Annotated in this window: 20 protein-coding genes and 2 riboswitches; of the genes, 7 read left to right on the forward strand and 13 right to left on the reverse strand. The window is 65.8% G+C overall.

The window, feature by feature from the left end:
* Nucleotides 1–65: 65 nt before the first annotated feature.
* The 9 genes from fdhD to QWJ37_RS14380 form a co-directional block, all read right to left on the reverse strand.
* Nucleotides 66–911 (reverse strand): formate dehydrogenase accessory sulfurtransferase FdhD, encoded by an 846-nt coding sequence (fdhD, locus tag QWJ37_RS14340; RefSeq protein ID WP_290245681.1) that lies wholly within the window; start codon nt 909–911, stop codon nt 66–68.
* A 45-nt stretch (nt 912–956) separates the two neighbouring features.
* Nucleotides 957–2,255 carry a molybdopterin molybdotransferase MoeA gene (locus QWJ37_RS14345; protein WP_227905789.1) on the reverse strand — a complete coding sequence of 433 codons (1,299 nt, stop codon included), beginning with the start codon at nt 2,253–2,255 and terminating at the stop codon, nt 957–959.
* The gene (locus QWJ37_RS14350) at nt 2,252–2,539 is read right to left on the reverse strand and encodes a DUF6457 domain-containing protein (protein ID WP_290245682.1); all 288 of its coding nucleotides are present in this window, start codon (nt 2,537–2,539) and stop codon (nt 2,252–2,254) included. The genes QWJ37_RS14345 and QWJ37_RS14350 overlap by 4 nt, the downstream gene beginning before the upstream one ends.
* Nucleotides 2,491–3,189 carry an NTP transferase domain-containing protein gene (locus QWJ37_RS14355; RefSeq protein ID WP_290245683.1) on the reverse strand — a complete coding sequence of 233 codons (699 nt, stop codon included), beginning with the start codon at nt 3,187–3,189 and terminating at the stop codon, nt 2,491–2,493. Before QWJ37_RS14355 ends, QWJ37_RS14350 begins: the two co-directional genes overlap by 49 nt.
* The gene (locus QWJ37_RS14360) at nt 3,189–3,689 is read right to left on the reverse strand and encodes an HNH endonuclease (RefSeq protein ID WP_227905782.1); all 501 of its coding nucleotides are present in this window, start codon (nt 3,687–3,689) and stop codon (nt 3,189–3,191) included. The genes QWJ37_RS14355 and QWJ37_RS14360 overlap by 1 nt, the downstream gene beginning before the upstream one ends.
* Nucleotides 3,690–4,038: 349 nt before the next feature.
* On the reverse strand, nt 4,039–4,827 hold the full coding sequence (locus tag QWJ37_RS14365; protein WP_227929199.1) for an NlpC/P60 family protein: 789 nt from the start codon (nt 4,825–4,827) through the stop codon (nt 4,039–4,041).
* Between the two features lie 27 nt (nt 4,828–4,854).
* Entirely contained in the window at nt 4,855–5,658 is an 804-nt protein-coding gene (locus tag QWJ37_RS14370) for an NlpC/P60 family protein (RefSeq protein ID WP_227905778.1), read from the reverse strand.
* Nucleotides 5,659–5,661: 3 nt separating this feature from the next.
* Nucleotides 5,662–5,826, reverse strand: a riboswitch (cyclic di-AMP (ydaO/yuaA leader).
* A gap of 118 nt (nt 5,827–5,944) precedes the next feature.
* Entirely contained in the window at nt 5,945–6,715 is a 771-nt protein-coding gene (locus QWJ37_RS14375) for a M23 family metallopeptidase (RefSeq protein ID WP_290245684.1), read from the reverse strand.
* Between the two features lie 3 nt (nt 6,716–6,718).
* A riboswitch (cyclic di-AMP (ydaO/yuaA leader) is annotated at nt 6,719–6,934 on the reverse strand.
* 65 nt (nt 6,935–6,999) lie between these two features.
* Complete coding sequence (locus QWJ37_RS14380; RefSeq protein WP_227905774.1) at nt 7,000–7,698, reverse strand: metal-dependent transcriptional regulator; 699 nt, start codon at nt 7,696–7,698, stop codon at nt 7,000–7,002.
* Between the two features lie 213 nt (nt 7,699–7,911).
* On the opposite strand from QWJ37_RS14380, the gene serC reads away from it, so the two are divergent.
* Nucleotides 7,912–9,039, forward strand: a complete 1,128-nt coding sequence (serC, locus tag QWJ37_RS14385; RefSeq protein ID WP_227905765.1) for a phosphoserine transaminase — start codon at nt 7,912–7,914, stop codon at nt 9,037–9,039.
* Nucleotides 9,040–9,077: 38 nt separating this feature from the next.
* Here serC and QWJ37_RS14390 read toward each other — a convergent pair whose 3' ends face one another.
* From QWJ37_RS14390 to QWJ37_RS14400, 3 genes are read right to left on the reverse strand one after another with little or no spacing between them, the layout of a single operon-like run.
* The gene (locus tag QWJ37_RS14390; RefSeq protein WP_290245685.1) at nt 9,078–10,358 is read right to left on the reverse strand and encodes an MFS transporter; all 1,281 of its coding nucleotides are present in this window, start codon (nt 10,356–10,358) and stop codon (nt 9,078–9,080) included.
* A gap of 53 nt (nt 10,359–10,411) precedes the next feature.
* Nucleotides 10,412–10,939 (reverse strand): DUF3027 domain-containing protein, encoded by a 528-nt coding sequence (locus QWJ37_RS14395; RefSeq protein ID WP_227929238.1) that lies wholly within the window; start codon nt 10,937–10,939, stop codon nt 10,412–10,414.
* Between the two features lie 21 nt (nt 10,940–10,960).
* Nucleotides 10,961–11,344, reverse strand: a complete 384-nt coding sequence (locus QWJ37_RS14400; RefSeq protein WP_227905763.1) for a cold shock domain-containing protein — start codon at nt 11,342–11,344, stop codon at nt 10,961–10,963.
* A gap of 200 nt (nt 11,345–11,544) precedes the next feature.
* Here QWJ37_RS14400 and QWJ37_RS14405 point away from each other — a divergent pair, with 200 nt between their 5' ends.
* The 6 genes from QWJ37_RS14405 to QWJ37_RS14430 all read left to right on the forward strand — a co-directional run bounded on the left by QWJ37_RS14405 (nt 11,545) and on the right by QWJ37_RS14430 (nt 18,722).
* Entirely contained in the window at nt 11,545–11,871 is a 327-nt protein-coding gene (locus QWJ37_RS14405) for a hypothetical protein (RefSeq protein ID WP_227905762.1), read from the forward strand.
* Between the two features lie 39 nt (nt 11,872–11,910).
* Nucleotides 11,911–14,340, forward strand: a complete 2,430-nt coding sequence (locus tag QWJ37_RS14410; RefSeq protein ID WP_290245686.1) for a helicase-associated domain-containing protein — start codon at nt 11,911–11,913, stop codon at nt 14,338–14,340.
* Nucleotides 14,333–15,979, forward strand: a complete 1,647-nt coding sequence (locus QWJ37_RS14415; protein ID WP_290245687.1) for a DNA repair helicase XPB — start codon at nt 14,333–14,335, stop codon at nt 15,977–15,979. The genes QWJ37_RS14410 and QWJ37_RS14415 overlap by 8 nt, the downstream gene beginning before the upstream one ends.
* Nucleotides 15,980–16,067: 88 nt before the next feature.
* Nucleotides 16,068–16,781 (forward strand): response regulator transcription factor, encoded by a 714-nt coding sequence (locus QWJ37_RS14420; RefSeq protein ID WP_227929202.1) that lies wholly within the window; start codon nt 16,068–16,070, stop codon nt 16,779–16,781.
* A 4-nt stretch (nt 16,782–16,785) separates the two neighbouring features.
* Nucleotides 16,786–18,267, forward strand: a complete 1,482-nt coding sequence (locus QWJ37_RS14425; RefSeq protein WP_290245688.1) for a HAMP domain-containing sensor histidine kinase — start codon at nt 16,786–16,788, stop codon at nt 18,265–18,267.
* 164 nt (nt 18,268–18,431) lie between these two features.
* Nucleotides 18,432–18,722 carry a WXG100 family type VII secretion target gene (locus tag QWJ37_RS14430; RefSeq protein WP_227905752.1) on the forward strand — a complete coding sequence of 97 codons (291 nt, stop codon included), beginning with the start codon at nt 18,432–18,434 and terminating at the stop codon, nt 18,720–18,722.
* Between the two features lie 110 nt (nt 18,723–18,832).
* On the opposite strand, the gene groL is transcribed toward QWJ37_RS14430, so the two are convergent.
* Nucleotides 18,833–20,470, reverse strand: coding sequence for a chaperonin GroEL (gene groL / locus QWJ37_RS14435; protein WP_227905746.1), 1,638 nt, complete (start codon nt 20,468–20,470; stop codon nt 18,833–18,835).
* Nucleotides 20,471–20,730 lie beyond the last annotated feature (260 nt).

A 20,730-nucleotide genomic window follows, 5' to 3' on the forward strand; every position in this document is an offset into this window, starting at 1 on the left:
CCGGCGAGCCTCCCCTGCCGGTCCGGGCCGCCGGCTGGCCGCCCGCCCGGGCTGCCGCTCCGGCGTCAGAGCGCGGCAGGCACCGGAGCGACAATCCGCTCCGGTGCGGAATAGCAGTTCAGGGAACTGCCCCTGCTGAAGCCGATCAGGGTCATCCCTGCATCCTTGGCCAGGTCTACGGAGAGAGCGGACGGTGCGCTGACGGCGGCCAATACGGGAATGCCGGCGAGCTGGGCCTTCTGCACCAGTTCAAAGGATGCCCGTCCGGAGACCTGGAGTACGGCGCCGCGCAGCGGAAGCATTCCTGCCCGCAGCGCCCATCCAACCACCTTGTCTACAGCGTTGTGCCTGCCCACGTCCTCGCGCAGGCACAACAGCTCACCCTCCGCGCTGAACAGTCCGGCTGCATGTACGCCACCGGTGCGGTCGAAGACTTTCTGTCCCTCCCGCAGCCGGTCCGGCAGCTCCGCCAGCATCTGCAGGGGCAGCCTGACGTTGTCACCCGCGGCGTCAAAGTGCGAGGACTTACGCACGGCCTCAATGGAGGCTGTGCCGCAGATCCCGCATGAGCTGGAGGTATAGACGTGCCGCTCCATGCCGGTGTCCGGCAGCGCAGTACCGGGACGCAGCTGGACATCAACAACGTTGAAGGTCTGTTTCCCTTCCTCGTCCACCCCTGCGCAGTAGCGCAGGCTGATGAGCTGGCCGGGCTCCCAGATCACTCCTTCGGAGACCAGGAAACCGGCCACCAGATCGAAGTCGTCGCCAGGGGTGCGCATCGTGACGGTAAAGGATCTGCCGTTCAGGCGTATTTCCAGCGGCTCCTCCCCCGCCAGCACGTCCTCGCGGGTGCCGGTATGTCCGTCCAGCCGGAACCGCGTAACCCGTCCTCGTTGGGTAACCCGTCCCATAATGCCTCCCTGTGCCGTAGTACCTGTTGCGTTTGCGTGCCGGCCCTAGCCCGCGGGGGCCTGATTGACCTGCCACGGCAGTGGCAGAGCCATAACCGCCTGGTCACGGATGCAGCCCTCCGCGGGGACCACCATCACTGCATCGGCTTCAGCCAGCCCACGGAGCATGCCGGAGCGGAAATACGGCGAGGGCATGGCCCGGTCCTCCTGGATGGTGCACGGAACCAGCCGCGTCCTGCCCGGCAGCGGCTCCAGGTCCACTCCGGCCAGCACATGCCGCTCACGGGAAATCGGTGCGCCGCGCAGCCCGTCCAGCAGCGGCTGAACCAGTGTGAAGACCGCCATCATCGCAGCCAGCGGGTTGCCGGGCAGCGCCACCAGCAGCCTGCCGTCCCGCAGTCTGGCCAGCATGGTGGGATGTCCCGGCCGCATGGCAATGCCGTCAATCAGCAGCTCGGCGTCCACTTCCTCCAGGGCCCGGCGCAGATGGTCCGCCTCGGAGCGCCCCGTGGCGCCGGTGGTGATCAGCACGTCCCCGGAGGACATGGCAATGGAGAGTTCGTCATTGGCCTCTTCGCTGCTGAGCGCGGCCACTACCTCCTCGAGCCGGTCCGGCAGGCGCCGCACCACGTCCACCCGTCCGCCAAGCATGGTGATCAGCTGCGGCAGCTGCGGTCCGAACGTGTCCCGGACCTGGCCCGGTTCAGGCAGCCCCGCTTCGATCACCTCGTCGCCGGTCAGCAGCAGGGAAACCCGCGGGGAGCGCAGTACGGGGAGGGTATCGTGCCCGCAGACGGCGGCCAGGGCGATGTGCGCAGGATTCAGCAGCTTCCCTGCCGGGATGGTGGTTTCGCCGGCCGATGCTTCCTCGCCGGCCGGACGGATGTGTTCACCCTGCCGGGGCTGGACGCCTTCCGCACGGTCATTCAGCGTCAGCACCGGCACTTCATCGCCGGACACCGTACCGCTTTCCGAACGCAGCACCGAATCCGCGCCCTCTGGGATGAGTCCGCCAGTGAGGATGGCCACGGCCTCACCGGGCTGCAGTGCCCGGCGCCCGGATTCGCGGTGAATCTGCCAGCGCTCTACTTCCGGTTCCTTGGTGGTGATGACCGTCCAGGGCGGCGGGCCGGCCACAGCCCACCCGTCCATGGCCGCCGAGGCGTAATGCGGCACGGGCTGCAGCGCAGCGGTTTCCAGCGCGAGAATCCGCCCCAGGGCTTCGTCCAGGGGTACCGTCTCATAGGGCAACGGACGGGCTGCGGCGTACGCGGCATGCCGGGCCTGGGCCCAGGACGCGTTGGGCTGCACGGGGAGGATGACGGGAACCGAGGGTTCACTCATTCCATTCCCCCTTTCTCTGCAGCTGCACCGGCGCATTCGCTGGCCGCCACCGCCATCGCCGAACGCATGGCCACCGCGTCATCCGCCTGGCCGCTGCCTGCTGCCATGCCCGCAGCGTAACCCGCGATGAAGGTGGTCAACGGCGCCGCCGGACGCACCACGCTATGTGCCGCGGCTGCCGCGAGGTCGAGGACGGCGGAAACCTCCACCGGAGTGCCTTCGAGCTCAAGGGCCCTCAGCAACCTGCCGCTCCATGCTTCGAGTTGTTCCTGCTGGCTTGCCATTCGTGCTCCTTCGCTTCGCTGGGTCCATGCCGCAGGCTGTGCTGCTGCATGTCCGTGGCGCTCACACCCAGGGACGTCGCGTCCGCCCAGGTGTCAACATCGGCCGTACTCATGGGGGAAACCTGCACACCCCTCCATTGCACCCTAGCAAGCAGCCCCTTCATCGACATGTTTGTCAGCTGTCCGGGCGCAGGAACATTCACTGCGGAGAGCAGGTCCGCCGTACGGTAGATCCCTGCAAGTGGCTGCATATATCCCTCGGCGTCCACCGCCAGCAGGCTCTCGGATCCCGTCGCTGAGCACAGCAGTGTCTCTACGGCGGCCGCGATACCGGGCATGTCGCAGGCCAGCACCAGCGTCCATTCGGGCGGATCGGTCATGGCCAGGATGCCGGCCGCCACTGCTGCTGCCGGTCCGCCGAAGGCGGGTTCTTCACGGACCAGCACCGCCTCCGGTGCAGACCGGGCCAGGAGCGGGGCCAGCTCAGGCGGACCGGCGACGTATACCGGCCGCGCGTCGGGCACCGCGGCAAGGGTGGTTTCCAGCAGCGTTTTACCGTCCGCCAGCAATAGTGCCTTGGGCACACCGCCCAGGCGGCTGGAGCGGCCGCCGGCCAGGATAATTGCCGCGTGATCCGGGGGTCCGGGCATCAGGCAGCCGTGTCATTCTGCAGGAAGGGGTCCCATTGCGGGGACGGCCGTTCCAGTTCACGGATCTGCCAGCGGGCGCCGCGGGGCGCCTTGGGCGAAATGCGCAGCTGCCACCCGAGTTGCGCCAGGGTCTTATCCCCTTTGGTGTTGTTGCAGCGCAGGCAGCAGGCTACGAGATTCTCCCAGCTGTCATCTCCGCCGCGGGAGCGGGGCACTACGTGGTCCACCGTCGCCGCAGCCTTGCCGCAATAAGCGCATTCATGGTTATCCCGGCGCAGTACTCCCCGGCGGGTGGCAACAGTGCCCTCGCGGTAGGGAATTTTCACATAACGGTGCAGCAGGATCACGGAGGGCCGGGGAAAAATCTCATTTGGCCCGGCCACGGGTTCACCGCTCTCGGCTACCACGCTTGCCTTTCCGTTGAGGACCAGTACCAGGGCCCGGCGGAAGGTAATCACGGCCAGCGGTTCGTATCCAGCATTCAGAACGAGAGTGCGCATGCACATACCTCTTCATCTGCCGCCCACGAACCGGTGAGTACAAGACACCGTTCCGCAAACGGCACTTCGGATTGTCTATGCAAGAGTATGCCGGGATTCGCAACTTGGCCATTTTCACGCGCAAAACCCCGGCGGACACACCACTCCCCCGCTCCGCTTCCCCGCCCCAGCGACGACGGCGGGGTGCGGGTGTATCAAAGGGCCGGAGGGGTTAGACGGGCCGGGCGGGTTAAAAGGAATGGATTAAAGCCGGAAGGCTCCCCCCGAAGGAGGAGCCTTGCCGTGGTCTTACAGACTGTCTTACAAACTCACGCCCCGCACTCAGGCAGTGCGTTGATGTGCAGGGGTATTAGCCGCCTACGCGGATGTAAACGCCGCCGGAGCCAAGCTCCGCCGGAGCAACCACTGTGCTGTTTCCGTTGAACCCGCCGTGTACTGCCTGTCCGCCGCCTACGTAGACGGCAATGTGGGCCATGCCCATGCCGCCGTCGGCGTAGTAGATCAGGTCTCCGGGCATGGCCTCGGCTGCACTGACCGTCCGTCCAAGGGACAGGTAGCCGGCCGGCCATCCGTGGAAGTTGATGCCTGCGGCAGCCAGCGAATTGGTGGCCAGCATGGTGCAGTCCTGGCTGACGCCAAGCTGGGCGTAAGCTGCGGCCGCGATGGTTGCGCCAACTCCGGAAGGAACTTCCGGTGCCGGTGACGGGGTTGCCGCGGCCGGTGCTGCAGTTGCGGCACCGGTGGTGGCGCCGCCCTGGGCATTGGTGTTGGCCGTGGCGGGAACTACTTCCTGGGCCTGTACGGTCAGCGTGGGCGTCTCGGCAGGCACAGGCTCGGGAGCGGTGATCACACCGTTGATCCCGTCCCGCTCGAAGGAGACCTGAATGGTCTCCGGTACCTGGACGGGCTGGGCCGCGGAAAGGTTCAGGTTGCTGGTGCGGACATCGCGCAGGGTCTCCGCACCGGAGGCATTGGCGGCAACGCCGGTTGTCAGTACCAGCCCCGAGGCCGCGGCAATAACAGCGGCCTGGCGGCCCACTGTTCCTGCGTTGGCGCTCACGGCACCGGCGAGTGCGTTCAGCGTAGTGGTGCGTTCCACCGGCGCCCGGTGGCGGGCGCGCTCAGTTGTCGAGGTCATGATTCTCCGGCTCTCGAAAAACTGGGCTTAGCTGACCCGGACGAAGCTGGCGCCCGGCAGGTCGGAGAGGCTGTGCAGGCCGGTGTTCATACCGTTCAGCCCGCCGCTGATGACCTGGCCGTTGCCGACGTAGATCGCGACGTGGCCACCGGTGATGACCAGATCGCCGGGCTGCGGGCTGCCGACAACTGCGCCGAACTGGAAGAACTGGCCCGGGGCCAGATCGCCGACGGACTTGCCGACGGAGCGCAGTGCGTTTTCAACCATGGCGGTGCAATCCTGGGCAACGCCGATCTGGCCGTAGGCCGAGGCGACCAGGGCCGCGCCGACGTTGCTGGGAGCAGCGGTTTCCGGTGCGGGTGCGGCAGGAGTGGAGGAAGCCGTCATAACGGCGGCACCGGCAGCGGCCGGGGCAGCTGCGGGTGCGGTTGCTGCAGCGGCGGTCTGTGCTGCCTGGGCAGCCTGTGCAGCTGCCTGCTCGGCTGCTGCGGTTGCTGCTGCTTCTTCTGCTGCAACCTGTGCGCGGTACTCGGATCCATCGATGGAACCGGCGGTAGCGGCCAGCTGCAGAGCGAAGGGGGCGTTGGCGGGAGCGGTGACGCTGCCGTCCACGAAGTTCAGGGTGGTGGCCTCAAGAGCCTGGCGGTCCGTATTCACGGAGGAAGCCTGTGCAGGGAGTCCTGCAGCCAGCACGAGGCCGGATGCTGCTACTACGACGGCGGCCTGGCGGCCTACGGTACCGGCGTTGGAGCTGACTGCCTTGGAAAGCGCGGTGATCGGGTTGGTCTGTACGGTGGCAGCGCGACGGCGGCCATGAGCGTGTGATGACACAAGTTTGCCTCTCCCAATGCCTACGAGGTGAGCTGTCGGATTCGGATGGGAGTCACCCGGTTGCCCGGCCTAATGGCCTTTGCAACTTAACCCCAAGGGTTTCTTTCGAAACCCGAAATTGGTTCCCCCGCCTCTGCCATGCGATTCTGCGAACGGACTTCAAACAGTGGCAGAGCTCGGCGATCTGTTCGAAGGTGCCCGATCGTTGGCGAATCAGGCACGAGGACGAGCGTACAGCAACATTTGCTCTATGTCACGTTCCGATCACGAAACGATATTCGTCCGGTTACAACCAGTCCCGCGGGTCGACCACTTCGCCGTTAACTACGACCTCAAAATGCAGGTGGCAGCCGGTGGAAGCGCCAGTGGTTCCGCTTGCGCCCACCAGGTGTCCGCGCTTGATTTCGGTACCCACGGTGACTGCTGCGCTGGACAGGTGGTTGTACGTGGTCTCTACGCCGTTGCCGTGGTCAATCACCACACGGTTGCCCCCGCCATAGGGGTGCCAGCCGGCAAAAACGACCGTGCCGGAGGCAGCGGCGTTTACGGCGGTGCCGCAGGTGGCAGCGAAGTCCTGGCCATTATGCATTTCGCCGGCTTCACCGGTGATGGGGCTGACGCGGTGTCCGAACCCGGAGGTTTCGATGAGGGCGGCGTCCAGCGGAGTGGAGAGTGTGCCCTTGGCCGCGGCGGGAACCACCGTGCTGCCGGCAGCAACCGTAACCGAGGCGAGCTTGGCGTCCGGATCGAAGGCGCTGCTTAAACCTGCCCTGGCGAAGCCGACATTGGCATTCGGGTCAGCCTGTACTGGCGTACTTGTCGCTGCAACCGGTTCCGACTGCACTGCGGGGTCCCCGGCAGCCGCCGTCGTCGGCAGGGCCGCGGTGAGGATCAGGCCCGACGTGGCAGCGGTAATGGCAACCTTCTGGGCGGCTCCCCCAACGGAGATGGTCTTGGTTTCAGCCCGCCGGCGGCCGGAGGACGTTGAGTTGCGCTGACGCGCAGGCGTAACAGGAGCAGACGCACGGCGCCGGCCCGAAGCAGCATGCTTCGACAAGTAATTCCCTCTCTTGGATCGCCTACGAAGTTAGCTGTCGGATTCGAGTAGAGAAACTCGGCCTCCGGTCCGGCGGCGTGCAGGCGGCTGGGCGTGCACGGCTGTCGGCGTCCGGAAGGCTTCACCCCAAGGCAGCTGTGCTGCCGGAAAGTGGGTCCTCCGCCCCTGCCTGAACGGTTGGTACTCCGGTCCGCTGGCAGGGCTCGGCGGACGGACCGGATAACGATGGTGTTTCAACGTCAGGAACTCACTATAGGGTAAACGCCACAAAAGTGACCATTCCGTTACCCGGCGTGGGACACGAAGACGTGCGCCGCAACCTCCGCAGGCAGTTCCAGGGCCCCTTCAATGCCGGGCACACGGACTGAGATATACCCGCCCACTTCTTCCGCGGTGATCCGGGCGCCGGGCCGCAGGCCTGCCTCGTCCAGCTGGGACAGCAGTTCGGGCTCCACCTGGATGGGCTCGGCCAGGCGGACCAGCTTCAGCGGGGCGCCCGGCACAGCTTCAGCGACCATGGAGACCAGGTCATTGACTCCTGAACTGAAGACCTCCGAGGCTACGCCGCCGATCGCTTCCAGGCCCGGGATGGGGTTGCCGTAGGGGGATTCGGTGGGGCGTCCCAGCAGCTCGTAGAGCCGCCGTTCCACCCGTTCACTCATGACATGCTCCCACCGGCAGGCCTCGTCGTGGACGTAGGCCCAGTCAAGGCCGATCACATCGGCCAGCAGGCGTTCGGCCAGCCGGTGCTTCCGCATGACCTCCGTGGCGCGGCGCCGGCCGAGTTCGGTCAGCTCCAGCCTGCGGGTTCCCGCGACCACCACCAGGCCGTCGCGCTCCATCCGCCCAACTGTCTGGGACACGGTGGGGCCTGAGTGGCGCAGCCGTTCGGCAATCCGCGCCCGCAGGGCAACAATGTTTTCCTCTTCCAGTTCCAGGATGGTCCTGAGGTACATCTCAGTGGTGTCAATGAGATCCGTCATGACGGGCCGCTCCTACTAAGGAAGAAAGGAGGACAACATACCGCTGCCCCGGGTGTACGCCAACACGTTAGCCTATTCGCCCGACGCCCCGTAAATTGCCCGGCCTGCAGCACATCCTCCCGTGGCCGGGGTCATAAATCGTCCGGTGGAGGAGGGTGCGGCAGAATGGAATTGCATACGCGCTTTCCCCTGACACGCTTGGAGCGATAACCAATGGGCGATACCGCCGCACTGAAGATTCCCGCCGGACTCCTGCCCCGCGACGGCCGGTTCGGCGCCGGACCGTCCAAGGTCCGCCCGGAACAGATCGAGGCGCTTGCGCAGGCCGGAGGCAGCCTGCTGGGCACCTCCCACCGCCAGGCACCCGTGCGCAACCTTGTAGGCAGCATCCGTAACGGTCTCTCCGACCTGTTCTCGGCGCCCGAGGGTTATGAAGTGGTCCTCGGCGTCGGCGGGTCCACCGCCTTCTGGGACATTGCCTCCTTCGGCCTGGTGGAGAACAAGGCCCAGCACCTCTCCTTCGGTGAGTTCGGTTCCAAGTTCGCCGCCGCCACCAACAAGGCGCCGTTCCTCTCCGCCTCCAGCATCATCAAGGCCGAACCGGGTACCCGGCCGCAGCCCGTGGCCGAGCCCGGCGTAGATGTTTACGCCTGGCCGCAGAACGAGACCTCCACCGGCGTAGCAGCTCCGGTCCAGCGGGTGCAGGGCGCCGACGACGGCTCCCTGGTCCTCATTGACGCCACTTCCGCTGCCGGCGGGCTGGACGTGGACCTGGCCCAGTCCGATGTGTATTACTTCGCGCCGCAGAAGAACTTCGCGTCCGACGGCGGGCTGTGGCTTGGCATGTTCTCCCCCGCCGCGCTGGAGCGTGCGGCGCGGATCAACGCCGGCGACCGTTGGATCCCCGACTTCCTGAACCTGCAGACGGCCATTGATAACTCGCGGCTGAACCAGACCTACAACACGCCGTCGTTGTCCACTCTGGTGACCCTGAACTCGCAGGTCCAGTGGCTCAACACCAACGGCGGGCTGGCCTTCGCCGCCGGCCGCACTGCCGAATCCGCCGGCCGCATATACTCCTGGGCGGAGAAATCCGCGGTGGCCACACCGTTCGTCGCCCGGCCCGAGGACCGCTCAAACGTGATTGCCACCATCGATTTCGATGACAGCATTGACGCGTCCGCCATCGCTGCGACCCTGCGTGCCAACGGCGTGGTGGATGTGGAGCCCTACCGCAAGCTGGGCCGCAACCAGCTGCGGATTGCCACCTTTGTTGCCATCGAACCCGATGATGTCAGCGCCCTGCTGAACTGCATCGACTACGTGATCGAGCATTCCTGACCCTTCAGGCCAGCAGCATCAGGCGCAGGACCCGGACACTAGGCGTTGTCCGGGTCCTGCGCCTTTTCCGGGATGTCTGTGGTCATGCTCAGGCGGCGCGGCAGGCTGCGGTCATAGTGGAACCGCATTCCGTAGGTCCGCCACGCCCAGACAAAGCCCAGTGTGGCCGCCACAATGCCGGCAGCGGCCGCTACCCCCAGGCTCCAGCGCGGACCGAAGGCGTTGGAGACCCAGCCGACCACCGGGGCGCCCAGCGGCGTTCCGCCCATGAAGATCGCGAAATACAGCGCCATCACCCGCCCGCGCATTCCCGGTGCGGTGGTGGTCTGCACATAGGCGTTGGCGCTGGTCATCAGCGTGAGGGCGAACAGCCCCACCGGGATCAGCGAGAGTGCGAACAGGATCAGGTTGGGTGCGGCGGCGGAAAGGATGCAGGCGAACCCGAAGGCACCCGCGGCGCCGAAAACAAACCGCAGCCGTGGCCGGTCCCGGCGGGCGGAGAGTAAGGCACCGGATACCGAGCCGATCGCCATCACTGAGTTGAGCACCCCGAAGACCCCTGCATCGCGGCCAAATTCCGTGCGCGCCATTGCCGCTATATATATGGCAAAGTTCATGCCGAACGTGCCGACAATGAAAATGGCGAGCATCACCATCATCAGGTCCGGCCGGTGGCGCACATAGGCCAGCCCCGCCCGGATGCGCCCCTTGCCGGCGGACGCCTTCGGCATGGCCCGCAGTTCCCCGGCACGCATCTTCAGCAGGGCCACCACCATGGCGCCGAAGGTCAGGGCATTGAGGATAAAGACCAGCCCCGGGCCGACGGCCACGGTCAGCAGGCCTGCGACGGCGGGGCCGATCATCCGTGCCCCGTTAAAGGAGGCGCTGTTCAGGGCCACGGCGTTCGGGAGATCCCGTTCCGAAACCACTTCGGACACAAAAGCCTGCCGTGCCGGACCGTCAATGGCGGAAACAATCCCCAATGCCATGGCAAACGCGTAGACATGCCACAGCTCGGCATGGCCGGAGAGAACCAGCAGGCCCAGGGCGAGGCCGAGACCGCCCATACTGATCTGGGTCAGCAGCAGGACCTTGCGGCGGTTGTAGGTATCCGCAATCAGTCCGGACCAGGGGGCGAGCAGCAGCTGGGGCCCCAACTGCAGGGCCATGACAATGCCCATCGCTGCCGCATTCTGGTCAGTGAGGATGTCATAGACCAGCCAGTCCTGTGCGGTCCGCTGCATCCAGGTGCCGATGTTTGAGACCAGGGCACCGAAAAACCAGATCCGGTAGTTAAAGATGCGTAGGGAACGGAACATCAGTTCAGCGCCCCCTGCGGGATTGATGAACCTGTTGCCGCAACCGTCACGGGTTAGTCGTCCTCCCCGGCACCCGTCGCGTCAGTGGAGGACTGCTGCCCGTCCTGCCGGGGCTCAGCCTGTTCCAGCGCGTCGCGGGCCTCCTGTTCGGCCTGCTCCTTCGCCTGCTGTTCCTGCTCGGCGGCGATATCCTCGGGCCGCAGCCGGTCGGACCACGGCACCCATTCAGGCGCCAACAGGGAATCCTCGGACGGCAGCAGCCCCACCTCGCTGACCGTCACCTTTTTACTTCTGGGCATCCGCGCAACCGTGGAGTACCACTGCCATCCGCGGTAACCGGGACGCAGGGCCGCGAACCGGTGGGTTACCAGGCGCTCGGCATCCGCAACGGCGCCCACGTACTCGCCCACTTCTTCTTCAGCTGCGACCTCCAGCAGGCCGGCACGTGCTTCAGCCACTGCTGCGGCCAGGACGGCGTCGGGTTTACCGGGACGGCGCGGAGCCCGCCGCCGGGCCGCGGGAGCTGCCTGGTCGGATCCGGGTTCCGGAGACGTATCGGGAGAGGGGGTTACCGGTGTCATAGTCACTTCAGTACGCGAACCTTATACATCCAGGTCGTCAGCGACGGCGCGCAGGACTGCGGCCACCTTGGCGGCATGTTTCTTTTCCGGGTAGCGCCCGCGGCGCAGGCCGTTGGAGATTCCGTCAAGGAGTTTGATCAGGTCTTCGGTAATCACAGCCATGTCTTCGGCGTCCTTGCGGGTGGCCTTGGCAACCGACGGCGGTGCTTCCAAGATGCGTGCGGAAAGGGCCTGCGGGCCGCGCCGGCCGTCGGCTACGCCGAACTCCATGCGGGTGCCGGGCTTAACCTCGCTGACTCCTGCTGGCAGGGCCGAGGCATGAAGGAATACTTCCTGCCCCTCATCCGTGGCCAGAAAACCAAAACCCTTACCAGTGTCGAACCACTTGACCTTGCCGATAGGCACTTCGGTTACCTCGTTCTTAGTTTTCAGCAAGGCAGGGTTGCCTGCCTTTTCGTGTGACCCGCAGTCCGGCACGGAAGCGGCGCTCCGTACCCCAGAGATACTACGGGGAAGTCTGTTCCCTTTAGAATATCCCGACAAGGGAATCCGCCTCCAAGCCTTCCCCTTTGTCGGCTGGTTTTCCGCTGTTAGCGTTAATCACCATGAGCACCACGCCACCGGACGCGGTCCGGGCCACTGCGGCAGCGCAATCTCCGCAGTCCGAAGATGTGAAGTTCCATGATCCGCAGCCACAGAAAGGGTCCGGCATCTCCAACGGCACGTCTCCCCTACGCCGCATCGCTGCCGCCCTTGCGGGTGTGCTGGCACTGTTTGGCCTCGGCACTCTGGCAGCGGTTCTCTTCCTTTCCCTGCAGGGACGGACCGTTGAGCCCTGGCTGGTCGCAGCAACCTTTTATGCATTGCCCCTTGCCTTCGTGCTGATGGCGGGCCTGGTCATCGATTCAATCAGGCGCAGGCGCCGGGGCTGATCGGTCCGTTTCCCTCCCTCCTCAGGTAACGTGGTGCTGATGTCCGCGATTCGAGCTTTGGCCGATGATTTAGCCGCACGCAGCGACGACCAGCTGCGTGAATTGCTCACGGCCCGGCCCGATCTCGTACTTCCGCCGGTACCTGATTTCCAGGCCCTGGCGGCACGTGCGTCCACCCGGGTCAGCGTGCAGCGGATCCTGGAGAAACTCACCGCTCCGGAGCTGCAGGTCCTCGAAGCCGTGGACCTGACCACCAACGAGGATTCACACCTCAGCACCACTGCGTCCTGGCTCAAGGGCGCGATCGCCGGATCCACGATCAAATCCCTGGACGTCATTCTGGGACACCTGCATTCCCTTGCGTTGCTGCGCCGGGCGAAACCGCATCCGGGAGCCCCCAAAGCAGATGCCACGCGCCGCTTCTACCTGCCGGTCTCCGTTCTTGGCGAGGCGCTGGGCGCCTATCCGGCGGGCCTGGGCCGGCCGTACTCCACGCTTGCCGCCCAGCATCCCGAGTTCGGGCAGCGTCTCGTTGGCATAGTCGAGGGGCTGCGCGGTGCCGGGCTGCCTGTGGAGAAAGCCGACACCCCGGCTACCGCTGCCCACGCGCTGCATCACCTGGTGTCCGACCCGGTTGCCTGGACATCGCTGATGAGCGGGGCACCGCCCCAGACTGCCGAACTGCTCCGCAGGTTTAAATATTCGCCGGTGGGCACCATTCCCAAAAAAGCCGCCCTGGGACGTGCCGTGCTGGAAAACCCTTCACCCACACCGGTGGAATGGCTGGTGGCCCGCGGCCTTCTCGTTCCCCTTGATGCCCTGCATGTGGAACTGCCGCGCCCGGTGGGACAGGCGTCCCGCGGCCACGTCATCGTGGCCGACTTCCAACTGGAAGCACCCCGCCCCAACCCGCGCCCCGTGGCGCGCAACCTGCGCGACAATGCTGCGTTCGGAGCCGTGGCCGAGACCCTCCGCCTGGTGACGGAGTTGGTGGGCCTGGCTGCGGAAAACCCGGTGGGGACACTGCGCTCGGGCGGTGTGGGCGTGCGAGAAGTGCGGCGGCTCTCCGAATCCCTGCGCCTCGACGGCGCGGCCACGTCCTGGCTGCTGGAACTGGCCGCCCTGGCCGGGCTGCTGACCCTGGATGCCGCAACGTCCCGCTGGGGCGCCTCGGAAGGAGACTGGCTGCAGGCCAGCCGTGAGGAGCAGTGGCGGCGGCTGGTGGAAGCCTGGCTGGACGCCGACAGGGCTCCCTCACTGGTCGGTGCACCGCTGCCGGCCGGCGGAGCAGTCAACGCGCTGGCCGCCGAAGTCTCCCGCCCCGACGCTCCGGTGGTCCGGCGCCGGGCCCTGGAAATGCTGGCACTGCTCTCGGAAGTCGAAAGCTCCGGGGACTCCGTGAACGCCTTTGACACAGAGGACCTCATCAGCGCCCTCACCTGGCACCAGCCCCGGCTGCAGCGGCGTTTTGCCCGCCTGGTGCCGGGCATCCTGCGGGAAGCGGCACAACTGGGACTTCTCGGTTCCGGCGCACTGACCGTCCTGGGCGCCGCCGTGTCCGAGGGCGACTACGTGCGGGCCGCCTCCGTGCTGCGCGATGCTTTGCCGGCGCCGCTGAACTCCTTTTTGCTGCAGGCGGACCTGACCGCCATCGCGCCCGGCTACCTGGAGCCCGACGTCGCGCGTGAACTGGCACTGATTTCCACCGCCGAGGGCCAGGGCCCGGCCACCATTTACCGTTTCTCGGCCGAATCCATCCGCCGTGCCCTGGATGAAGGACACGACGCCGAAGGCATCCTCAGGTTCCTGCGCCAGCATTCCGCCACCGAAGTCCCCCAGCCGCTGAGCTACCTGGTGGAGGACACCGCCGCCCGGTACGGCCGGCTCCGGGTCGGCACCGCCGGGTCCTATCTGCGCAGCGACGACGAGGAAGGCCTGAGCGCACTGCTCGCGGACCCGCGCACCGCGTCGCTGGGCCTGGTCCGGCTCGCGCCCACCGTCGTGGCAGCTGGCGTGTCCGCCAAGGAACTCACGTTCTCCCTGCGGGAACTGGGGTATCCGCCTGCACTGGAGGGACCGGCCCGCAAACCGGTCGGCTCCCACCGGATGGTTCCCGTAGCTGCGCCGTCGTCTTCCAGGACCCGCCTGAACCAGTGGGAGCTGACAGATGAGGATCTGGACCGGCAGCTCGCTGCCCTCCGCGGCGTAGGGCTAGTGCTGCATACCAGCGGTGAAACCGAGTCCCTGGTCAGCCTGGAAACCCTGCGCAAGGCCATTCGGACCAAAAGCTCTGTACGGATGGGCGTGGTGGACAGCCAGGGGAATCAGCGCCAGGAGATCTTTGTTCCCCTTTCAGTGAATGAGGGCAGGGTGCGGGTCTACGACCCGCGCCATGACGTGGAACGTACAGTGTCAGTACATCGGATTATGGACGTGGAAATAGTGGAGGGTAGCCCGGCACATGGTTGACGGACCGTTGATTGTCCAAAGCGATAAGACGATTCTTCTGGAAGTCGATCACCCGCAGGCTACCGAGGCCCGGCATGCCATTGCGGCTTTCGCCGAGCTGGAGCGTGCCCCCGAGCACATCCACAGCTACCGGCTCACCCCGCTGGGTCTGTGGAACGCCCGCGCCGCCGGCCTCGACGCCGAGCAGGTGCTGAACACGCTGCTGACCTACTCCCGCTTCCCGGTGCCGCATGCGCTGCTGATCGACATTGAAGACACCATGTCCCGGTACGGTCGGCTGCGGCTGGAAAAAGACCCCCAGCACGGGCTGGTGCTGCGGACCAATGACTACCCGGTGCTGGAAGAAGTTATGCACGCCAAGAAGATCCAGCCGCTGCTGGGTCCGCGGATCGACGGCGAAACCGTGGTGGTGCAGTCCGCCATGCGCGGACAGCTGAAGCAGCTGCTCCTGAAGCTTGGCTGGCCGGCTGAGGACCTGGCCGGTTATGTCGACGGGACTCCGCACCCCATTGTGCTCAACGAGGACGGCTGGGCTCTGCGGCCCTACCAGAAGCTGGCCACGGAGAACTTCTGGGCCGGAGGCTCCGGCGTGGTGGTCCTGCCGTGCGGGGCCGGCAAGACTCTGGTGGGCGCCGCAGCCATGGCCACCAGCTCCACCACCACCCTGATCCTCGTCACCAACACCGTCTCCGCCAGGCAGTGGAAGGATGAGCTGCTCAAGCGCACCTCGCTGACCGAAGACGAGATCGGTGAATACTCCGGCGCGGTGAAGGAAGTCCGGCCGGTCACCATCGCCACCTACCAGGTCCTCACGCTCAAGCGCGGCGGCCTGTATCCGCACCTGGAACTTCTGGATGCCAATGACTGGGGACTGATCATTTATGACGAGGTCCACCTGCTGCCGGCACCGATCTTCCGGATGACGGCGGATCTCCAGGCCCGGCGCCGGCTCGGCCTGACCGCCACCCTGGTCCGGGAAGACGGACGCGAAGGCGAGGTCTTCTCCCTGATCGGGCCCAAGCGCTATGACGCGCCGTGGAAGGACATCGAGGCGCAGGGCTACATTGCTCCGGCCGAATGCATCGAGGTTCGGGTGGACCTGCCCCGGGATGAGCGGGTGGCCTACGCCATGGCCGAGGACGGCGACAAGTACCGGTTGTGCTCCACCTCGGAAACCAAGACCCGCGTCGTCGAACAGCTGGTCCGCCGGCACACGGGTGAGCAGACCCTGGTGATCGGACAGTATCTGGACCAGCTGGACGAGTTGGCGGAGCGCCTGGACGCCCCCGTCATCAAGGGCGACACCCCGGTGAAGGAACGCCAGCGGCTCTTCAACGAATTCCGCGAGGGAACGCTGAACACCCTGGTGGTGTCCAAGGTCGCCAACTTCAGCATCGACCTGCCCGAAGCCTCCGTGGCCATCCAGGTCTCCGGCTCCTTCGGGTCCCGGCAGGAGGAGGCCCAGCGGCTGGGCCGGCTGCTGCGGCCCAAAGCCGATGGCAAGGCGGCACACTTCTACACCGTGGTGGCCCGGGACACCCTGGACCAGGACTTCGCCGCCAAGCGGCAGCGGTTCCTGGCCGAGCAGGGCTACGCCTATTCCATCCTGGACGCCTCCGATATCGAAAAACCGGTGTAGCGGGGACCTTTAGGATTCCCCGGCGCCATTCAGGAACTATCCGGTCCACCTACAGACAACGTCCAGCTAAATGTAAGAAACTGGCGGGGTGAACAAATCGTCTACCCCTGAAGCACGCCTACTTGTTGTTGATGACGAGCCGAACATCCGCGAGCTGCTCTCCACCTCGCTGCGGTTCGCCGGTTTCGACGTCGTCGCTGCCGCCAACGGCCGTGAGGCCCTGGCCGCCGTTGACTCCCACAACCCGGATCTGGCCGTCCTGGACGTGATGCTTCCGGACATGGACGGCTTTACGCTGACCCGGCGCCTGCGCGCGGCCGGACAGCACTTCCCCGTGGTCTTTTTGACTGCCCGCGACGACACCGAGGACAAGGTCACCGGGCTGACCGTGGGCGGTGACGACTACGTCACCAAGCCCTTCAGCCTCGACGAGGTAGTCGCCCGCATCCGGGCGGTGCTGCGTCGCACCCAGCCGCTGGAAGACGACGACGCAGTCATCCGGGTGGATGATCTGGAGCTCGACGACGACGCCCACGAGGTCCGGCGCGGGGGCGTCACCATCGACCTCTCCCCCACCGAATTCAAGCTGCTGCGCTACCTGATGCTCAACCCCAACCGGGTGCTGTCCAAGGCGCAGATCCTGGACCACGTGTGGGAATACGACTTCAACGGCGACGCCTCCATTGTGGAGTCCTACATTTCCTACCTGCGCCGGAAAATCGACAAGAGCCCGGACGCGCCCGCGCTGATCCAGACCAAGCGCGGCGTCGGCTACCTGCTTCGCTCTTCGGAGAAGCGCTAGGCCCTTGATACGCCGCTGGAAATCCGCGTCGCTGCGGTCGCAGCTTGTCGCCATCATGGCCGTGCTGATGGTGGTGACGGTAACCATCACCGGCCTCGCCACGATCTACGTACTGCGCCAGATCCTGGTTGGCCGGCTGGACGCGGACATTGAGGAAAACGCCCCGAACGTCTCGCGCTATCTGGTGGTCAACGAGGCCAGCACGGATGCCTCGCTTTTCCGCTATTACGGCCTGTACCTGAACGAGGACGGAACGCACGGTCCGGCCACCCACTCGGAATCCGCCACGGATGTGCCGCTGCTGGGCAATTACACCGCCGAGCAGGTGGCAGAGATGGATACGCGCGGCTTTGATGTCCGCGGCACGGCTCCGCTGTCCAAAGGTTGGCGCGTGCGGATCTACGATTTTGCGAATCTGCCCGGCTCCGTGGCCGTGGCGGTTCCGCTGGACTCCGTGGCCGCCACGGTTGATGAGGCGGCCTCCCTGGTCTTTTCCGTAGGGCTGCTGGGTACCCTCGGCGCCACCGGAATTGCCTATTGGGCGGTGACCCGGCAGTTCCGGCCGTTGAGCCAGGTGGAGAAAACGGCCGCTGCCATTGCCGCCGGAGACCTGAGCCGCCGTGTGGAGGTCGGCAACCCCGCCACCGAAATCGGCCGGTTGTCCCGCTCGCTGAACGCCATGCTGGCGCACATCGAAACGGCCTTCGCCGCACGCACGCAGTCCGAACGCAAAATGCGCCGTTTTATCCAGGACGCCTCGCATGAGCTGCGCACCCCGCTGGTGACGATTCGGGGCTTCTCGGAGCTGTACCGGCACGGTGCCCTGCAGAAACCCGAAGAGGTAGCGGCCGCCATGGGCCGGATTGAAAGCGAAGCCAAGCGGATGGGCCAGCTGGTGGAGGACCTGCTTACCCTGGCCCGCGTGGATGAACAGCGTCCGCTGGAGTATGCACCGGTGGACCTGATGATCCTGGGCAACGACGCCGCCATGGACGCACGTGCCAGCGCCCCGGACCGCGACATCAGGGTGGTGGGCCTGGACGGCAACGGACCGCAGAGCGCGCCCACCATTGGCGATGAAGCCCGCCTGCGGCAAGTGGTGGCAAACCTGATGACCAACGCGCTGCGGTACACCCCCGAGGGCTCCCCCATCGAGGTGGCCGTGGGCGTGGCCCCGGTGATCCATGACCGCATGGACGCGGTGCTGGAGGTACGCGACCACGGTCCCGGCATTTCCGAGGACGACGCCGCCAGGGTCTTTGAGCGCTTCTACCGGGCGGATTCCTCCCGCTACCGGGAAACCGGGGGCACGGGCCTGGGACTGGCCATTGTGGCCGCACTGGTGGCCCAGCATGACGGAACCGTCCGGCTCGTGGAAACCGAGGGCGGCGGAGCCACCCTCTCCATCCGGCTCCCGTACCGGGCACCGGAGCAGCTGCCCGAGCACGAGCATCACACGGATACCGGGGACAACCCGGAATCCTGACTCCGGACCCGGATCACCCTGTGGTCCACCCGGCCTCCCCAGCCCTGCAGGCGGCCTGCGGGCAGGGCAGTGCGCCCACAACGCCGCCCCTGCCGTCCAGCGGCTCAGCAGCGAGTATTAGCCTTCCCGGTACCGATAGTGAGTTCCTACCAGGAGGAAAAGACATGCCTTTATTTGCTGTGGACAGTGAGGCGCTCTCCGCCAAAAGCGCCGAAGTGCAGGGAACCATCGAACGCCTGCGGGCGGACGTGAACGGAATGCAGACCGGGCTCGCGTCGCTGAGCGAGATCTGGCGGGGGTCGGCGTCGGCCAATTTCCAGTCGCTGGTCACCGACTGGCGCGCCACGCAGGCACGGGTGGAGGAGTCGCTGGACAGCATCAACCAGGCCCTGGCTTTCGCGTCCGCCCAGTACGCCGAAACCGAAGCGGCAAACACCTCGCTGTTCATGCATTAGCCTGCGGAATACCGCCCCGGAGGGCCCTCCGGTCCGGGGTAACGCAACAGGCGCGGCACCCTGTCCGGGTACCGCGCCTGTTTACGCGCCAGCTGGGAGCAACCGGGGGCTTAGAAGCCGCCCATGCCGCCCATGCCGGCCATTTCGTCGCCGCCGCCCATGGCGGGAGCGGCCTTCTCCGGCTTGTCCGCAACCACAGCTTCGGTGGTCAGGAACAGGCCGGCGATGGAGGCCGCGTTCTGCAGGGCAGAGCGGGTCACCTTTACCGGATCGTTGACGCCGGCTGCCAGCAGGTCTTCGTACTCGCCGGTGGCTGCGTTCAGGCCGAAGCCTTCGGGCAGGCCGCGGACCTTGTCCACCACAACGCCCGGCTCCATGCCGGCGTTGAAGGCGATCTGCTTCAGCGGAGCGTCGATGGCAACGCGGACAATGTTGGCGCCCGTTGCTTCGTCACCCTCAAGGTTCAGGTTGGCGAAGGCCTTCAGGCCGGCCTGGATGAGTGCAACGCCGCCACCGGCGACGATGCCTTCTTCAACGGCAGCCTTGGCGTTGCGGACGGCGTCCTCAATGCGGTGCTTGCGTTCCTTCAGCTCAACCTCGGTTGCGGCACCGGCCTTGATGACTGCAACGCCGCCGGCCAGCTTGGCCAGGCGTTCCTGCAGCTTCTCGCGGTCGTAGTCGGAATCGGAGTTCTCGATCTCGGCGCGGATCTGGTTCACGCGGCCGGCGATCTCTTCGGCGTCGCCTGCACCTTCAACGATGGTGGTCTCGTCCTTGGTGACAACAACCTTGCGGGCCTTGCCGAGCAGGTCGAGCGTGGCGTTTTCAAGCTTCAGGCCAACTTCTTCGGCAATGACCTGGCCACCGGTGAGGATGGCGATGTCAGCCAGCTGGGCCTTGCGGCGGTCGCCGAAGCCCGGTGCCTTGACGGCTACGGACTTGAAGGTGCCGCGGATCTTGTTGACCACGAGGGTGGCAAGGGCTTCGCCCTCAACGTCTTCGGCGATGATCAGCAGCGGCTTGCCGGACTGCATGACCTTCTCGAGGACGGCAACCAGATCCTTGACGTTGGAGATCTTGGAGTTGACGATCAGGATGTACGGATCCTCGAGGACCGCTTCCTGGCGCTCTGCGTCGGTGACGAAGTAACCGGAGATGTAGCCCTTGTCGAAGCGCATGCCTTCGGTGAGTTCCAGCTCCAGGCCGAAGGTGTTGGACTCCTCGACCGTGATGACGCCTTCCTTGCCCACCTTGTCCAGTGCCTCGGCGATCAGGTCGCCGATCTGCTGGTCACCGGCGGAGATGGAAGCGGTAGCAGCAATCTGCTCCTTGGTCTCGATTTCCTTGGCGGAAGCGAGCAGCTCTTCGGTGACGGCCGCAACGGCCTTCTCGATGCCGCGCTTCAGGCTCAGCGGGTCGGCGCCGGCGGCAACGTTGCGCAGGCCTTCCCGAACCAGTGCCTGGGCCAGGACGGTTGCCGTGGTGGTGCCGTCACCGGCAACATCGTCAGTCTTTTTGGCAACTTCCTTGACCAGCTCTGCGCCGATCTTCTCGTAGGGATCGTCCAGCTCGATCTCCTTGGCGATGGAAACACCATCGTTGGTGATCGTGGGGGCACCCCACTTCTTTTCCAGAACCACGTTGCGGCCACGCGGGCCGAGGGTCACCTTGACGGCATCGGCGAGGGTGTTCAGCCCGCGCTCGAGGCCGCGGCGTGCCTCTTCTTCAAATGCAATGATCTTGGCCATAACGGCTATCGTCCTTCCGGAACAGTCATGCTTGGAGCAAAATGTTGCATTCCTGCCGAGGTGCCCGCGACGGACGGCCAGGCTCGCGCGATCTCTTTACGCGCTCCCCTGACCTCACCCCAGTGGGTTGCTGGTTCACTCAACGCCGTCGGACTTTTAGCAGTCATCCGGCAAGAGTGCTAAGTCAATAATTAGCACTCCCGCACACTGAGTGCAAGCCATCACGCCGCCCTGCCGGGCGCCTCACAGTGATCCCCTGT

Origin of the sequence: Arthrobacter sp. YD2 (genome assembly GCF_030410475.1) — a bacterium.
In the GTDB taxonomy this organism is placed as follows: domain Bacteria; phylum Actinomycetota; class Actinomycetes; order Actinomycetales; family Micrococcaceae; genus Arthrobacter_B; species Arthrobacter_B zhangbolii.

Coding starts and splice junctions, on each gene's coding strand:
- fdhD (WP_290245681.1), bottom strand. CDS start 911: ATGGGACGGGTTACCCAACGAGGACGGGTTACGCGGTTCCGGCTGGAC.
- QWJ37_RS14345 (WP_227905789.1), bottom strand. CDS start 2,255: ATGAGTGAACCCTCGGTTCCCGTCATCCTCCCCGTGCAGCCCAACGCG.
- QWJ37_RS14350 (WP_290245682.1), bottom strand. CDS start 2,539: ATGGCAAGCCAGCAGGAACAACTCGAAGCATGGAGCGGCAGGTTGCTG.
- QWJ37_RS14355 (WP_290245683.1), bottom strand. CDS start 3,189: ATGCCCGGACCCCCGGATCACGCGGCAATTATCCTGGCCGGCGGCCGC.
- QWJ37_RS14360 (WP_227905782.1), bottom strand. CDS start 3,689: ATGCGCACTCTCGTTCTGAATGCTGGATACGAACCGCTGGCCGTGATT.
- QWJ37_RS14365 (WP_227929199.1), bottom strand. CDS start 4,827: ATGACCTCGACAACTGAGCGCGCCCGCCACCGGGCGCCGGTGGAACGC.
- QWJ37_RS14380 (WP_227905774.1), bottom strand. CDS start 7,698: ATGACGGATCTCATTGACACCACTGAGATGTACCTCAGGACCATCCTG.
- serC (WP_227905765.1), top strand. CDS start 7,912: ATGGGCGATACCGCCGCACTGAAGATTCCCGCCGGACTCCTGCCCCGC.
- QWJ37_RS14390 (WP_290245685.1), bottom strand. CDS start 10,358: ATGTTCCGTTCCCTACGCATCTTTAACTACCGGATCTGGTTTTTCGGT.
- QWJ37_RS14395 (WP_227929238.1), bottom strand. CDS start 10,939: ATGACACCGGTAACCCCCTCTCCCGATACGTCTCCGGAACCCGGATCC.
- QWJ37_RS14405 (WP_227905762.1), top strand. CDS start 11,545: ATGAGCACCACGCCACCGGACGCGGTCCGGGCCACTGCGGCAGCGCAA.
- QWJ37_RS14410 (WP_290245686.1), top strand. CDS start 11,911: ATGTCCGCGATTCGAGCTTTGGCCGATGATTTAGCCGCACGCAGCGAC.
- QWJ37_RS14415 (WP_290245687.1), top strand. CDS start 14,333: ATGGTTGACGGACCGTTGATTGTCCAAAGCGATAAGACGATTCTTCTG.
- QWJ37_RS14430 (WP_227905752.1), top strand. CDS start 18,432: ATGCCTTTATTTGCTGTGGACAGTGAGGCGCTCTCCGCCAAAAGCGCC.
- groL (WP_227905746.1), bottom strand. CDS start 20,470: ATGGCCAAGATCATTGCATTTGAAGAAGAGGCACGCCGCGGCCTCGAG.